This window comes from Parendozoicomonas sp. 2304DJ65-17 (genome assembly GCF_058148445.1).
The window spans coordinates 357670-373017 of the sequence record NZ_JBYVJV010000002.1; the positions used below are offsets into that span (position 1 = coordinate 357670).

Genomic DNA, 15348 nt, shown 5'->3' on the forward strand with positions numbered 1-15348 from the left:
ATACAGGATTTTGGGTAGGTTTCAGAGCGACAGACTACAATGATGGCTCTTGAAATTAGGGTTGCGCAGTCGGTGATTGCTGCTGACAAGCTTACTGATGAAATTTCAAAAAGTGCCGAAGTGTATTTGTTGAATAGGCATTTTTTTAATCCCGGGCCCGTAGAGCGGACCCGCGTTGAACAAACTGGATAGTGAGAGTTCAAGATGATCCGTATTGCTATTAACGGTTATGGCCGTATCGGTCGAAATGTTCTGCGTGCCCTGTATGAGAATGGCCGCACTAACGAGTTTAAGATTGTTGCCATCAACGATCTGGGCGATGCCAAGATCAACACTCACCTGACTAAGTACGATACTGTTCACGGTACTTTCAACGCTCAGGTTGAAGGTGGCGAGGGCTCTATGTTCGTTAATGGTGACGAGATCAAGGTTCTCTCCGAGCGTAACCCTGGTGCGCTGCCCTGGGCAGACCTGAAGGTTGATGTGGTATTTGAATGCACTGGTATCTTCCGTTCCAAGGCTAAGTGTCAGCCACACCTGGACGCTGGTGCGAAGAAAGTCATCATCTCTGCTCCTGGCGACAAGGATATCGACGGCACTGTTGTTTACGGTGTGAACGAAGAGACCCTGTCTGCAAACATGAGCGTTATCTCCAACGCTTCCTGCACCACCAACTGTCTGGCTCCTGTTGCCAAGCCGTTGAACGAAGCTCTGGGTATTGAGTCTGGCGTGATGACAACTATTCACGCTTACACTAATGACCAGGTTCTGACAGACGTTTACCACACTGACCTGTATCGTGCCCGTGCTGCTGCACTGAACATGATTCCTACCAAGACTGGCGCAGCTGCAGCGGTAGGCTTGGTTGTACCTGAACTGAAAGGCAAGGTTGATGGTATGGCTGTACGTGTGCCTACTGCCAACGTATCTCTGGTTGACCTGAGCTTTATTGCCAAGCGTGATACCACTGTTGAAGAAGTTAATGAGATTGTTGCTGCGGCTGCAGTTTCCAATCCTGCCATGAAGCGGGTTCTGGCTATTAATACCCAGCCTCTGGTTTCCATGGACTTCAACCACAGCCCATTCTCTTCCAACTTCGATGCCACTCAGACTCGCGTACAGGGTCGTCTGGTTAAGGTGATGAGCTGGTACGACAACGAGTGGGGCTTCTCCAACCGTATGCTGGATACCGCTAAGGCACTGATGAACGCCTGATATCGCTAGTGTAAAGGTTTAAACCGAACAGTGATGTGATGAGGGGAAATAGATGGACTTCCATTCTTTTCCCCTCTTTTTTATTCCCCCATAAAGACACTGATGGCTTGCCATTGGTGTCTTTGTGTTTGTTAATAAACATTCTTTATTGAGTGCCCTTCTGGAGCAGTATCATGCTGAGACGTACAAAAATTGTTGCCACCCTGGGGCCTGCCAGTGAAACTCGCGAAGCGCTGGAAAAGCTCGTAGCTGCAGGTGTAGATGTTGTTCGCATGAACTTTTCCCACGGTGAGCCTGAAGAGCACATGGCTCGTGCCGAACTGGTTCGTTCTATTTCTGCTGAGCAAGGCCGTAACGTAGCCATTCTAGGTGACCTTCAAGGGCCTAAAATTCGCATTGCTCGTTTTAAGGAAGGGAAAGTAAATCTGGTTCCTGGTGAAAACTTCACTTTGGACGCGGATCTGGAGCGTGATGAAGGTACCAGCCAAAGTGTTGGTATTGCCTATAAGAGCCTGCCAAATGACTGTAAACCAAGCGATGTTCTGTTGTTGGACGATGGTCGCCTGAGCCTGGAAGTTGTGAGTATTGATGGACCACAGATTCGCTGCAAGGTGCTGACTGGCGGAATTCTTTCCAACAATAAAGGTATTAACCTGCAGGGTGGTGGTCTTTCTGCACCAGCTCTTACCGACAAAGACAAGGAAGATATCAAGACTGCGGCCAAAATGGGCGTGGATTACCTGGCGGTATCGTTTGTTCGTTGCAAAGAGGATCTGGAAGAAGCTCGTAAACTGCTGGTAGCTGCTGGTGGACATGCTGCCATTCTTTCCAAGATTGAGCGTGCGGAAGTTGTTAACAACACTGATAAACTTGAAGAAGTTATTGCTGCTTCCGACGCTATTATGGTTGCTCGTGGCGACCTGGGTGTAGAAATTGGAGATGCGGAGCTGGTTGGTGTTCAGAAAGAAATGATCACCATGGCCCGACGCCTGAATCGCCCAGTAATTACTGCCACCCAGATGATGGAATCCATGATCGAAAACTCTCTGCCAACTCGTGCAGAAGTATTCGACGTGGCAAACGCTGTATTGGACGGCACTGATGCGGTAATGCTCTCAGCAGAAACTGCAACTGGCCATTCTCCGCATGGTGTTGTGGAAGCTATGGGACGTATTGCTTGTGCTGCAGAAAAGCAGCCATCTGTGACTGTTTCACAGCATCGCATGGATATGACCTTCGAGCGTACAGATGAGACCATTGCTATGGCTGCAATGTATGCAGCAAACCATCAGGAAGGTGTCAAAGCTATTATCTGCCTGAGTAAGTCTGGTCAGACCGCTCTGTGGATGTCCCGCATTAACTCTGCTCTGCCTATTTTTGCGTTGAGTCGCCGTGAAGAAACTGGTCGCCGCTTGGCTCTGTACCGCGGTGTTCAGTCACTGCCGTTTGATGTGAGCAGTGATAGCCCTGATGTGGAGGAAAAGGCTATGGAGTTAGTAGTCGCTACTGGTGGCTTCCAGAAGGGCGACAAGGTTCTACTGACTCGGGGTAGTAGTCAGGGGAATACTAATGTGCTTAAGATTTTGAGTGTTTGATTTACTTATCTTGGCAGGTGTGGTGTTTGCTACGCCTGCTAAGCACGTATGCAAATTCATAAATTTTCATAATTCTCCCCTCACCAATAAGCATGGATACACCTAGCTCCGATCAGCAAGAATCTGTAAAATGCTCCGCCTGTTAAAAACTTTAATTAGATAAAAGCACAAACTAGATAAGATATTTTCCGGCAAATACAGTGGCTGGAGGGCGGTAGCGTGGCAAAAATTTAGTGTATTCCTTTGAATCCTCATGAAGGGAAGTGATCATTCTCCACGTTTAATGGGACGAAGAGAGCCCTAGCTGGACAACAGGTACCCAAAGTCTTTTCGATACGACTGGGAAGAGCTCGATATCTAGATTTTGTAAGCAATAACGCATTGGAAAACGTACATAGTTAATATGTGTGGATAAACAATACGGGATTATTTTCCAATTATAAAAACTAATTGGAAACGATGAAAAACCAAAAAGGGTAAAATGTGAAAGTACTCGTTGTGTTCGGTACGAGACCTGAGGCCATTAAAATGGCTCCAGTTGTAAAAAAATTTTATAATCATCAACAGGTTGATGTAAAGGTATGTGTTACTGCACAGCACAGGGAAATGTTAGATCAAGTCTTAAAGCTTTTTGAGATAAAGCCAGATTTCGATTTGAATATAATGTCGCCTGGTCAAAGTTTGACTGATGTAACAATTAATATCCTGAAAAAGATGGAATCAGTACTAAGTCAGTGTAAACCAGATATGGTTTTGGTGCATGGAGATACAACAACCACATTATCGGTTTCGCTGGCAGCCTTCTATAAGCAAATTCCTGTTGGTCATGTCGAAGCTGGTTTAAGGACTGGAAACCTTTACTCTCCTTGGCCTGAAGAGGCAAATCGTAAAATTACAGGGGCGCTAACCAAATGGCACTTTGCGCCAACAGAAAAAGCTAAAGAAAACTTAATAAAAGAAAATGTAGATCCCAACAATATATATGTAACAGGTAATACTGTAGTTGATGCACTCATTGATGCAAAAAAAATAATTCGAGACGACCAAGAAATTCGAAATAAAATGAAAGAAAAATTCTCTTTTTTAGGAGAGGGAAAAATTATCTTGGTAACTGGGCATAGGCGTGAAAGTTTTGGTTGCGGCTTCGAAAGAATATGTGAGTCGCTAGCTGATATAGCAAAGCGTTATCCGTTGGTTAATATTGTCTACCCTGTTCATTTGAATCCTAATGTTAGAGAGCCTGTAAATAGAATTCTAAAAGGTATGAGCAATGTGCACCTTATCGAACCATTGGACTACCTTCCCTTTGTTTTTCTTATGGATAAATCATATTTGATTCTAACAGACTCAGGTGGAATTCAAGAAGAGGCACCTTCATTGGGTAAACCAGTGTTAGTAATGAGGGAAACAACGGAAAGGCCTGAAGCAGTTGTAGCTGGTACAGTAAAGCTAGTTGGAACCGATAAGAAAGGAATTATTCAAGCTATTTGCAAGCTTCTAGATGATAGAGAAGAGTATGAAATAATGAGCAAAGCACACAACCCGTATGGAGATGGAAAAGCAAGCGAGCGTATAATAAGGGAAATTAGCAAAAAATGAGGAGTAGAAGTATAGAGAAAATAGATGAAGTATAGAAATATATTTAATAGTGAAGTGTTCAAACATTGGTTGGTGGTGGCAACTGCTTCACTGGGCCGATTGGCTTCTATGCTATCTTTCATATACATATCGCAAAACGCATCGCCTGAAAGATTTTCCAGTCTAACATCTGCTTATAACTTATCAATGATGATGTCTGGTTTAATATGTGGAGGAATAATTCAATCTAAACTGAAATATAAGGATTCATACAATAATAAGACTATGTATGGCCTTGTAGCATTTATGGTTGCTGGATTAGTAACCTATTACTTATCAGTTAATATTCTATTTCAAGAATATAGAGTATCTTTTTTATCACTGGTATTAGCACTGTATGTTTCAGTAACTCAAATAGTTACTAACAGATTGATTTCAAATGGGAAGGAAGTACAGTCGGCATTTTTCGGAGGATTGGGGGCAATTACTTTATGGCTTCCTATCATTTTTTTATATGGGGTAAATAGCCAAGCGGTAAACATCTTCTTCCTGGTTTGCGCAGCATTAATGATAATTTATTATCGTCGTCTAATAAATAATAGACCCACTCCTGTGGGTAGGGGTGTTAAGCAGGATGTTGTAGGTTTTTATATACCCACTTATATGAGCTCAATTATAACTTTTCCTGTTCTTATATATTGTTATAGTATTTTCATAAAACATGCACCAACTGATGATGTAAAATACTTTAATATATCTTTCCAGTGGTTTCAGGTTTTAATATTTTTCATAACAGCACTGACGCCTAAGATTGTTACAAGACTGCAAAAGGATAGTGGTAATAATTATCTGATTCTTTTGTCATTAACATTGATAACAATATTTATTGTGTTAAACGCGGGTGTGGATATTATCCTTGGTCTGTACGGTGAGAGTAGATTGGAGAATATACGTGATATATGGAGGATGATGATTGCAGCATCACTTTTCTCATCTATATCAACTCTAATAGGAGTTTATATCCTCTCTAGGAAAAGTATGTGGCATGGATTGTTCCTTAATGGCCTATGGGTTTGTGTATTTTTAATGATTTTCGAAAATATAAATGACTATAGTGCAGAATCATATGTCTTTACATTTTTCTTTTCGTATCTTCTGCATATGATCGTTTGTTTAATTTATGTAAGGGTTGTCCATGAAAAAAATAAAAGTTCTATATTTTAGTAGTTCATTACCTCCAAATTATGATTCACAGACAATTAGAAACCTGTATTTTATAAAAGGGCTTGAGGATAATTCACGCATTGATTTAACACTCTTAATACCTCACACAAGTGGGGTGGGGGAGAATAAAAAAATATATGTGAACGAGACAAATTTGATGCGGCTGGATAAAAAAATAACTAACAGTATGCTTCCAAGCCTTGTCAAATATCTATGGTCAAACATGCTGCTATACTTCCTTGTTCCAGACAAGTATCTAGGCATTTCTAAAAAAGCATATAAAGAACATAAAAAAGATCTTCGTAATTTCGACGTTTTGATTACGGCATCAGGAGCTTATAGCGCTCATTTTCTTGGGCGATATTTGTCTCAGAGTAGTGGAACAATGCATGTCTGTGAAATGGGAGATCCCTGGTCAGACAACCCAATTTACCCAGAGAATTTAATTTATAGAAAACTAATTAATAGATATTTAGAAAAAAAGTATTTATCTTTCGCCAAATTGATAACGACAACAAATGAAAAAACAACAAATGTTCTAAGGGCAAGGCATGGTTGTAAAATAGTTTCCATTCCTATGGGGTATGTAAGTAGTGAAAAATATTTAAATAATGTTCCGTCCACTTTACTAGAGCTAAAAGAAGCAGGAAGTATTTTGAAGTTTGCCCATGTGGGCGTAACATATAGGAAGTCAAGAAATGCATTTCCACTAATTAAAGCAATCCAAAAAAATAAATCAAAGCTTTATATAATAGGTCCACATAGTAAAGTCTACGAAGATTATGTTTCAGATAATAAAATAGAAAATATAATTTTTCACGAAAGTATTAAATATGAGGACTCCATTGGCATTTTAAACTATATAGATGTTAATGTGGTCATTGGGAATGAAGGAAGCTTACAGATACCTGGTAAACTTTATCAGCTGTTAAGCCAGAAGGCACCATTACTATATTTGTATCAGACGGACGATGACCCCTGCATTTCTATCTTAAAAGATATACCTGGTGTTTTACTCATTCGCAATGAATACACTTCACTTTGCAGTGCTGTTGGAGAAATTGTAGATAACTATACCATTTTAAAGAAAGAGTGTGAGGACAGAGTGGCTAGTAAATATGTCAAGGGCTTAAGTTGGGATTCCCTTGGAAAGCTTTTTGCTAAGGAAGTTGAGGCTGCCTATGAAGAAAGGTAGCGAATACCTTTTGTTTGTCGACTATGTAAGCCCGACAGGTCATAAGCGTTTAAATAATTTCATAGTTGACAAGCAATCTAGAATTAGTAATGTAAAAATAATATGTAAAAGTAATTATAGTTTTAATCGTAAGGTTGAACGGGTTGATTATCCAAGTTTTTTTGGTTTTGATGTTCAAGGCTTAAAACATTACTTAGAACATTTGATTTTTGTGCCAATTAATTTTTGTTTGAATTTTAAATTGTATAAAGAATCAAAAGATGTAGTTTTTCTATCTTATGATTCTTTATGTAGTGTGTTTTTGTTCTCTATGATCTTTTTGATTAAAAGAAAGAAAGTATATGCTTTCGAACATAACACAATTGATAATATATCTAGACGTAAATTAATTAATGTCGCTAAATTGTGTATTCGAAAAATAAATAGAATTTTTATAATACCCATTGTCTTTGAAGATTATATTGCATTACATCTCCAAAAAAAATATAAAATGAAGTCTGTTGTTATAAATCACCCAATATTGATTGAAGCAAACAATGATGCAGTAAATGAAGTATATGTGTTTTCCCCAAGTGGGAGTGGTAACGAAGCTGATAACAGAACTCTCATTGATGTATGTGTAAGTAATAAGACAAAGCTTTATTTGAAGGGGGGTGAAGAAGCGTTTGAAGAATATGTTTGTGTTAGAAACTATTTTGATGATTATGCCGAACTTATTTTGGGAGCACATATAATATTTATCCCTGTGGATTTTAATAATAGGGTATCAGGTGTTTTTTATGAAGCATTAGCATCAAAAGCCTATATAGTAATGAAGGATTGCAATTACTCCAGATTTATGGAAAAAAAATATGGGGAAAAGGTACATGTTTATAAAACTAATGACGAGTTGAATAGAGTAGTTAGTGATTTGTTGGTTCGAAAAAAATCACTAGAGATAGATACATCTTTGCATAATAAAAAATCCGATATTTCTGCTTTTTTGTGATTTGGTTTTTCGAAGACTGAACTTTTTAACTTGATAAGCTCTATAAAATTCGAGCCCTTAATAACTATAAATGTATAGTGAAATTATATTTTCATATATAGTATGGTTACAGGTATCAAAATCAGCGCTTAAGGTAAGCACCTATTAATAGGTTGTAAGGGTTATTAATTCTCATTCGCCATTTTATGGTTTTAGCTTCATGAAGTTGACATATATATATTCTGAATTACCCACATATATTAGAATTAAGAAAAATGTGAAGCATTTTTCTTCTAGAGCATCTGAAGTGAATTATATTGGATGTAATCGTTCAAATCGGGATTATAATGTTAATGACTTTCCCTCGAATGTAAGGCTCCACATCTATGAGAAGTCAATAGCGCATGGTGGACTTAGGTCATTAATAGATTCAGTTGGATTCTTACAATATGTTGTTAATAAGCTTAATGAAATAGACTCCGATGTTGTAGTATTCTGTAATGAAGAGTATTACTTCCCATTCATGTTTAAGTTAGTGAAAAGGAAACCAAATATACTAGTATGTGAGGTTTTAGACAGCTTGCGTATTAGGCTTATGGGGTGGATGAGAATATTAAACCCCTTGTTAAAAGCTTATTCAATTTTAGTCTATAAAAATGTAGATTTTGTTGTTGAAGTTAATGAGACTAGATTGAGTCACTATCCTGTTAAACCTAAAAGAAGCATCGTTATCCACAATTCAAGTCATTATACAAAGCAAGATAATAAAGAATACGATGATATTGAATCTCTAAATTACAAATACATCTTTGTGTCTGGATCTATAACAGAAAACATTAATGGAATTGAAAGTTTAGTTGAAGCTGTAAGTAATATTGAAGATGTATATATAGTGTACGCTGGAAGAAAAACTGGAGAATGGTCGGAAGGAATTTGTAGAAATAATAAAGTTAATTATTTGGGCGAGGTTTCACCTGAGCAATCTTTAGAAATAGCAAAAAAATCGCTAGCTATGTTTGCACATTATGCCCCTGTCAATATGAACTATATAAATGCAGCACCCAATAAAATGTATGATGCAATGGTTTTAGGAGTGCCAATATTAATGAACGAGGAATGTAGAGCATCAGAAATTCCAGTAGCTTCTGGGATAGGGTATATATCGAAATATGATGATGTTGCTGGTTTAACGAAAAAGATTAATGAAATTAGAGAGCTAACAAATGAAGAAAGATTTGGAATTGAGCAGGAGTGTAAAAAAATATACGAGGAGAAGTATTCCTGGAAAAATATGGTTAAGAAATGGAATGAAATACTGATACAATGAGCCGTATAAATGAATGATTTAAATCTTTTTGACATAAACTATCTCGTGGCTGTCATTGCCTGCTTTGTAAGTATATACAAAACTGGATCAAAGCAACTCTCTCTATCTCCACATCTTGTTTTCTGGGTGGTTTACATATATGTAATATACATATCAGGTAACAGTGATGTTGTTTCACATAAAGATGAAATAAGTTTTAATCTCATTTTTACATGTGCGAATATTGGTGGGATTTTGGCTTTCTTTTTGGTCAAAATGCCAAAGTACAATGCTTCATCTTTAGATCTGAACACCTTCAAATCATACCGTATACTGAATTTTCTTGCGTTAAGCTACTTAGTGTTTATTTCTTCGAAAATAGCCAGTGTTATTATTAGCGCGGGTGGAATCAGAGAGGTGTTCTTAGTATCGCGATTAGATGCTTATTTGGAAAAAGGGATTCTAGAAGGGCATGGTATAGAGCTTCTAATGATTTTACCTCAGATCTGTTATTACATTGTTATTGGTCGTTTGATGGAGTCAAATAAGATATTGTTCTCATTAGGCTTGGTTTTTTGTTTAATGATATATTATTTGTTCACAGCCAATACTCGATTGCCGCTAGTGATGCCATTGATGGCGTTTGGCCTTGTATTTTTAAATCAAAAAAGATTTATGGATATGAGAATTCAACTTCCGATTGTTCTCGTTTCAGGGATTGTATTTGTTTTAGTTTTTTCAGTTTTCGCTTCTACTTTCAGGAATGGTCAAATCAATGGTTTAAGCGATATAGCAGAAAACTTTAGTACAGTTTATAAAAAAGAAAATAGTAAACAATTAGGCTATTATGAGTGGAATTATGATCTGTATAAGAAGATTGATAATGGGGATATTGATTATGATCTTGGTGCAGCTTGGTTCATATATTCACCATTATCTTTTATCCCAAGGAAAATTTGGACATCAAAGCCGATAACTTCAAGCTCTAATCGACTTACTGAAGCAGTGTATGATAGAAAAATTGGATCGGGTACGCTGGTATATACATTTACAGTAATAGGTGAAGGTTATTGGCAGTTTTCCTATTTAGGGGCTCTAATTGCACCTATTTTAGTTATATTTCTTTACGCATCACTGGTAAAGCAAGTATACCGATTTAGGTATTTTCAGTATTGGGGAGCAATATTTCTAATAGAGATGATACCCTTTGTTCGAGGTGAAATGCCAGTTTTCCAGTATTTACTTAACATGGCTATTCTTTGTTTTATTTATGCCTGCTTTAGTTTTAAAAAAGAAAAATACCCAGAGGCTATGAAGTGCTGATTGTATGAAATATATTTCATTGATTAATTTAGGTTATTGTAATGGGATATTGTTAAAAATATTGGCACTTTTAAGTAAGGCTATTTTTTTTCTATATTTATCTCAACAACTCCCTGAAGGGGTATTTTTCAACTTTTTTTATATTTTGTCTATCGGTGCGATTGCTGCAAGAGTAGTTGCTTTAGGGGCAGAGGAACAAATACCCATAGAGGTGGGCCTTAATAATGATAAAATAAAATTGTTTTTCAGTATTTATCAAATATATTTTCTGGGGTTTGTTTTATCTTATTTTTTGTATTTGGTTTTTGAAAATAAGTACACATCTACTGCCTTAAGTATTTGTGCCTTTAGTGCAACTTTTTTTTTGCTGGGGATTTTACGAGCAGTAAACCCCAAATACAGCGAAATTCTCAGTGACTTAATTTGGCCTTTATTTGTAACCTCCGTATATTTTTTTGAAATTGCTAATGGTCATAACCTATTGGTAGCGTTCTTCTCAATTTATCTACTTTTAAATATTACTACAGCCCTCTTATCTAAGAATATTGTTGTCACAAGCTATGAAATTAATGCTCAATATGTAAAGCAATATCTTGGAAGTTGCTATAAGAAAATATTCTCTAATTTGTTTTTGGTATTAGCAATGAGGGGAGTTGTGATATGGAGTGCAATTCTAGGAGGGGGGAACGATTTTATTGCTCTGTCTGTGGCTATTGGTGAAGCAATATGGCAACTATGTATGGTTGTTGTTTACAGAAATTATCATTATCACTGCAATCAAAAGAAAGAGTTTGTAAGGATATATATAACAATGCTTCTGTGTGCTCTTGGGTGGGGCATTCTATTAAGTGGGTATTTTGTTTTTCGTGATTATTTCATAGATGACTTTGTGTTTAAGTTTGAGTATTTGGTTGCAATTCTATTTTATATCTTCATAGCTCTTATTTTAGATCTTAGGTATTTTGATTGGGCAAAAAATGCAAATACAATAAATTTTATATTTATTTTGTTTTCTCTATGCGCCATGGTATTCATTATCGTGGCTTTTTCACCTAAAACACTATGGTTCTACTTAATGGCTGTTTCAAGTGCTATTTTATTTATGGTTCCATTCATTAAAATACGTAAAAATTTGGTTTTTCGATAATATAATATTTAATAATTTTGGTAATTGCGTGAAAATTTTAATAGCTACTTGCGTTTTTCCTCCAGAAGCAGTTGTTAGCTCAAGGACCAGTAGAGACATTGCCAGAGAGTGTGAAAGAAAAGGCCATACTGTAGAAGTAATATGCCCTAAACCTTCACGGAGTGTAGATGAGGGTTTTGTTTTGTCTAAAAATGAAAGTTACAATGTTCATAGATGTTTTGTTGCTAGAATTGGTAATAAAAGCTTTATATGTAAGTTTTTAGAAAACATGAGTTTTGGCTTATCACTTTTCTTTCATGTAATAAGAAATAGATATGATGTTGTATATGCGAATGTTTGGCCAATTTTTTCACTTAGTTTTCTATTGCTAGCCTGCAAACTTCGTGGAATTAGAGTTATAAACTCTGTTCAAGATGTATACCCAGAAACTCTAGCCACTCAAGGTGCTATATCGGAAAAAGGAGTTGTTTATAAAGTATTGTTGTTTCTTGATAAAATTAATGCTAAAGGCTGTTCTAAAATTTTAGTAATTACTGAAGAGTTTAGAGATAAGTATATTAATTCGAGAAAGGTCGATAAAAGTAAGATTTCTATCGTTAATAATTGGTTAGATATTGATGACTTCAATCCTATTTCTAATGTTTTGGCAAAGAAAAAGGTTTCAGATCTGATAGGACAAGATTTGTCTAATGAGATTCTAACAGTCTATGGGGGGAACATTGGTGTAGCGTCTGGTATTTATGGTTATGTTCGCAAATGGCATGAAAGCAGCTCCCCAGGAAATCTACTTATTGCTGGAAGCGGGGATGAACTTGATGTCATTACATCTTACATTGATGAACAAAAGATAAAGGATAAAGTCCATATATTTTCACCATGGCCTGTTGATTGTACTGCTGTAGTTTTCTCAGCAGCTGACGTACTCGCATTGCCGATATTAGAAGGTCAGGAATCTTCCTCATTACCATCGAAGATGATTTCATATATGTTGGCAGGAAAAATAATTAAGCTTATCGCTAATAAAGAATGCATTCCTGCGAAAATATTACAAGAATCAAAAGCTGGATTTGTCGTTGATAGTAAAGATCAGTTTCAGGTTTTTTATAACCATGTATTGGCCCTCTCAGGCATAGAGAAAGAAAATATAGGGCTAAATGGAAGACGTTATGCTTTAGAGCACAACTCTTTCTCAAGTAATTTTCAAATTATATATGAGTCCCTTTTGGATTGATAATTTACTCTTTGGTCTAAAGTGCAGTTTTGGTATTTTAAATTTTGAAGTGTAAAACGATATTTTTAATATTTGGTACTACATATCTATATCATGATGAATTACATTAGAGTTGAAATATGATCGTTAGGGATGCTAGAAGTGAAGATATTCCACTCATCATTGAAGTTCACAAGTCTGCTTTTAAAGGTTTTTTCTTAACATCATTAGGGGATAACTTTTTGAGTTTGTTATATTCTTCCTTTTTATTAAGAGGTGGAGGGGTTTTAAGAGTTGCTTCTATCGATAATGCTATTGTTGGGTTCTGTGCTGGTGCGATTGATCCTCATAGATTCTTTGTCAGATTACGAAAAGAGAAGTGGTTTTATTTTGTTTTGGCTTCGATACCAACATTGATAAGAAACCCCTCTCTAGTACTTAAAAAATTATATAATGCCATGTTTTACAAAGGTGACGAAGTATCATCTTTAGAGAAATATGCACTACTAAGTAGTATTGCTGTATTGCCAGAATTTTATGGAAAAAATGTTGGTGGTTTTTTGTTGAATGACTACGAGTCTCAAATTCTTGAACGTAGTAATATAAGAAACGTTTATTTGACAACAGATAAAAAATCAAATGAATCTGTTATACGATTTTACAAAAAACATGGATATGAAATTGAATCTGAATTTGTTCAGTCTGGAGGAAGGATTATGTTAAGATTTGTCAAGTCTCTAGCAGGTTTTTAAGTTTATGGAAAGAAATTTTTTGCCATTTGCATTGCCTGATATTGGAGAAGAAGAGATCAGAGAAGTTGTTGATTCTCTTCGTTCTGGGTGGATAACAACTGGGCCTAAAACTAAAACCTTTGAAAATTTATTTCAAAGGTTTATTTCTGAAGATGAGCAACTTGAGACGATAGCCGTAAATTCTGCCACTTCTGGGCTTCACTTAGCACTTGAAGCTGTTGGCGTTGGCTTTGGTGATGAAGTTATTATTCCCACCTATACATTTACCGCTACAGCAGAAGTTATTCGTTATTTAGGCGCTATTCCTATATTTATAGATGTAGACCCAGATACATTTAATATCACAGCTGAAAGTATTGAAAAAGTTATAAATAAAAAAACGAAAGCAATTATTCCTGTTCACTTTGCAGGTTTGTCTTGTGATATGGATCCAATAATTGTTTTAGCCAAAAAGTATGGTCTAAAAATTATTGAAGATGCAGCTCATGCACTACCAACGATGTACAACCATAAAATGATTGGATCGTTGGAAACTGATGCAACTGTATTTAGTTTTTATGCAAATAAAACTATGACTACCGGAGAGGGAGGTATGATTGTTACTCGTGATAGTAGCATAGCTTCTCGCTGTAGAGTCATGAGGCTACATGGTATCAGTAGGGATGCATTCAATCGATATACATCAAAAAAGCCATCTTGGTCATATGAGGTTGTCGCACCTGGCTATAAATATAATATGCCTGATATTGCTGCTTCTATTGGGATTCACCAGCTGAAGAAACTTTCTGGATTCCAAAAGAAGCGTACCAAAATGGCTGACTTCTATAATGAGGCCTTGAAAAACTTACCAATAAAGTTGCCTGCTTTACCCTCTAGTGAATCTACACACGCATGGCACTTGTATCCAATACAGCTCTTACCAGAGTCTAATGTCTCTAGGGATTGTTTCATAAACCAGATGTCAGACCTCGGTATAGGGTGCTCTGTTCACTTTATCCCTTTACATCTACAACCCTATTGGCGCGATACTTATAATTTGCAACGTGAAGATTTTCATATTGCTCAAAATATTTATCAAAATGAAGTTTCCATTCCTTTATATACAAGGATGAAAGATTCTGATCTAGAATTGGTGGTTTCTAGTATTAATAAGGTTCTCAAAATTGGCTAAACGTGCTTTTGACTTTATTATTTCAATGATTGGTTTGGCTGTTCTTAGCCCGATTTTTTTACTTGTTTCTTTATTGATTCGATTTGATTCGCCTGGGCCTGTGTTTTTTAGGCAAGTTAGGGTTGGACAGTATGGAGTTCCGTTCAGAATTCATAAATTTAGAACAATGACTGTTGATGCAGAAAAATCAAGTCGGCTGACAGTGGGGCGTGATGCTCGAATAACTAAAATTGGGTTTATACTCAGGAAGGCCAAAATTGATGAATTACCTCAACTAATAGATGTTCTTTTAGGACGTATGAGCTTGGTTGGGCCACGTCCAGAAGTACAGGAGTTTATAGACTGTTATCCAGAACATATTAGAAGAAAAGTTCTTTCAGTTAAACCTGGTATTACTGATAGAGCGTCAATTGAAATGGTTAATGAAAACGAAATCCTCTCAGGATTTGAAAATCCTAAAAAAGCATATGTAGATGTAATATTGCCACAAAAACAAAGTTATTATATTGACTATGTAGATAATAATAATATTTTTTTGGATGTTAAGATAATTGTTGAAACAATCTTTAAAATCTTAAAAAACTTTTAATCTGTTTGTAGCTTTTGAGGGTTTTTATTGGTGACTTTTTGGGTTTGAAACAAAATTAATTGATTCTGTATGTTAT

At 36.3% G+C, this 15348-nt stretch carries 13 protein-coding genes; all 13 read left to right on the plus strand.

Annotated elements, in window-relative coordinates:
• Positions 1-204 precede the first annotated feature (204 nt).
• On the plus strand, positions 205-1215 hold the full coding sequence (gene gap, locus ACY2RR_RS06580) for a type I glyceraldehyde-3-phosphate dehydrogenase (protein ID WP_490107344.1): 1011 nt from the start codon (positions 205-207) through the stop codon (positions 1213-1215).
• A gap of 173 nt (positions 1216-1388) precedes the next feature.
• Positions 1389-2810, plus strand: coding sequence for a pyruvate kinase (gene pyk / locus ACY2RR_RS06585; RefSeq protein ID WP_490107345.1), 1422 nt, complete (start codon positions 1389-1391; stop codon positions 2808-2810).
• 483 nt (positions 2811-3293) lie between these two features.
• On the plus strand, positions 3294-4409 hold the full coding sequence (wecB, locus tag ACY2RR_RS06590) for a non-hydrolyzing UDP-N-acetylglucosamine 2-epimerase (RefSeq protein ID WP_490107346.1): 1116 nt from the start codon (positions 3294-3296) through the stop codon (positions 4407-4409).
• Positions 4410-4433: 24 nt separating this feature from the next.
• Entirely contained in the window at positions 4434-5612 is a 1179-nt protein-coding gene (locus tag ACY2RR_RS06595) for an MATE family efflux transporter (RefSeq protein ID WP_490107347.1), read from the plus strand.
• Positions 5584-6807: a glycosyltransferase family protein gene (locus ACY2RR_RS06600; RefSeq protein ID WP_490107348.1), complete on the plus strand. Its 1224-nt coding sequence runs from the start codon at positions 5584-5586 to the stop codon at positions 6805-6807. The genes ACY2RR_RS06595 and ACY2RR_RS06600 overlap by 29 nt, the downstream gene beginning before the upstream one ends.
• Positions 6794-7795, plus strand: coding sequence for a hypothetical protein (locus tag ACY2RR_RS06605; RefSeq protein WP_490107349.1), 1002 nt, complete (start codon positions 6794-6796; stop codon positions 7793-7795). The genes ACY2RR_RS06600 and ACY2RR_RS06605 overlap by 14 nt, the downstream gene beginning before the upstream one ends.
• A 199-nt stretch (positions 7796-7994) precedes the next feature.
• Entirely contained in the window at positions 7995-9101 is a 1107-nt protein-coding gene (locus ACY2RR_RS06610; protein ID WP_490107350.1) for a glycosyltransferase family protein, read from the plus strand.
• A 9-nt stretch (positions 9102-9110) separates the two neighbouring features.
• Positions 9111-10403 carry an O-antigen polymerase gene (locus ACY2RR_RS06615; RefSeq protein WP_490107351.1) on the plus strand — a complete coding sequence of 431 codons (1293 nt, stop codon included), beginning with the start codon at positions 9111-9113 and terminating at the stop codon, positions 10401-10403.
• A 4-nt stretch (positions 10404-10407) separates the two neighbouring features.
• Complete coding sequence (locus ACY2RR_RS06620; protein ID WP_490107352.1) at positions 10408-11550, plus strand: hypothetical protein; 1143 nt, start codon at positions 10408-10410, stop codon at positions 11548-11550.
• A gap of 28 nt (positions 11551-11578) precedes the next feature.
• Positions 11579-12781: a glycosyltransferase family 4 protein gene (locus tag ACY2RR_RS06625; protein ID WP_490107353.1), complete on the plus strand. Its 1203-nt coding sequence runs from the start codon at positions 11579-11581 to the stop codon at positions 12779-12781.
• A gap of 119 nt (positions 12782-12900) precedes the next feature.
• Entirely contained in the window at positions 12901-13512 is a 612-nt protein-coding gene (locus ACY2RR_RS06630) for a GNAT family N-acetyltransferase (protein ID WP_490107354.1), read from the plus strand.
• Positions 13513-13516: 4 nt separating this feature from the next.
• Positions 13517-14683 (plus strand): DegT/DnrJ/EryC1/StrS family aminotransferase, encoded by a 1167-nt coding sequence (locus ACY2RR_RS06635; protein WP_490107355.1) that lies wholly within the window; start codon positions 13517-13519, stop codon positions 14681-14683.
• Positions 14676-15272, plus strand: coding sequence for a sugar transferase (locus ACY2RR_RS06640; RefSeq protein WP_490107356.1), 597 nt, complete (start codon positions 14676-14678; stop codon positions 15270-15272). The genes ACY2RR_RS06635 and ACY2RR_RS06640 overlap by 8 nt, the downstream gene beginning before the upstream one ends.
• The last annotated feature ends 76 nt before the right edge of the window (positions 15273-15348 follow it).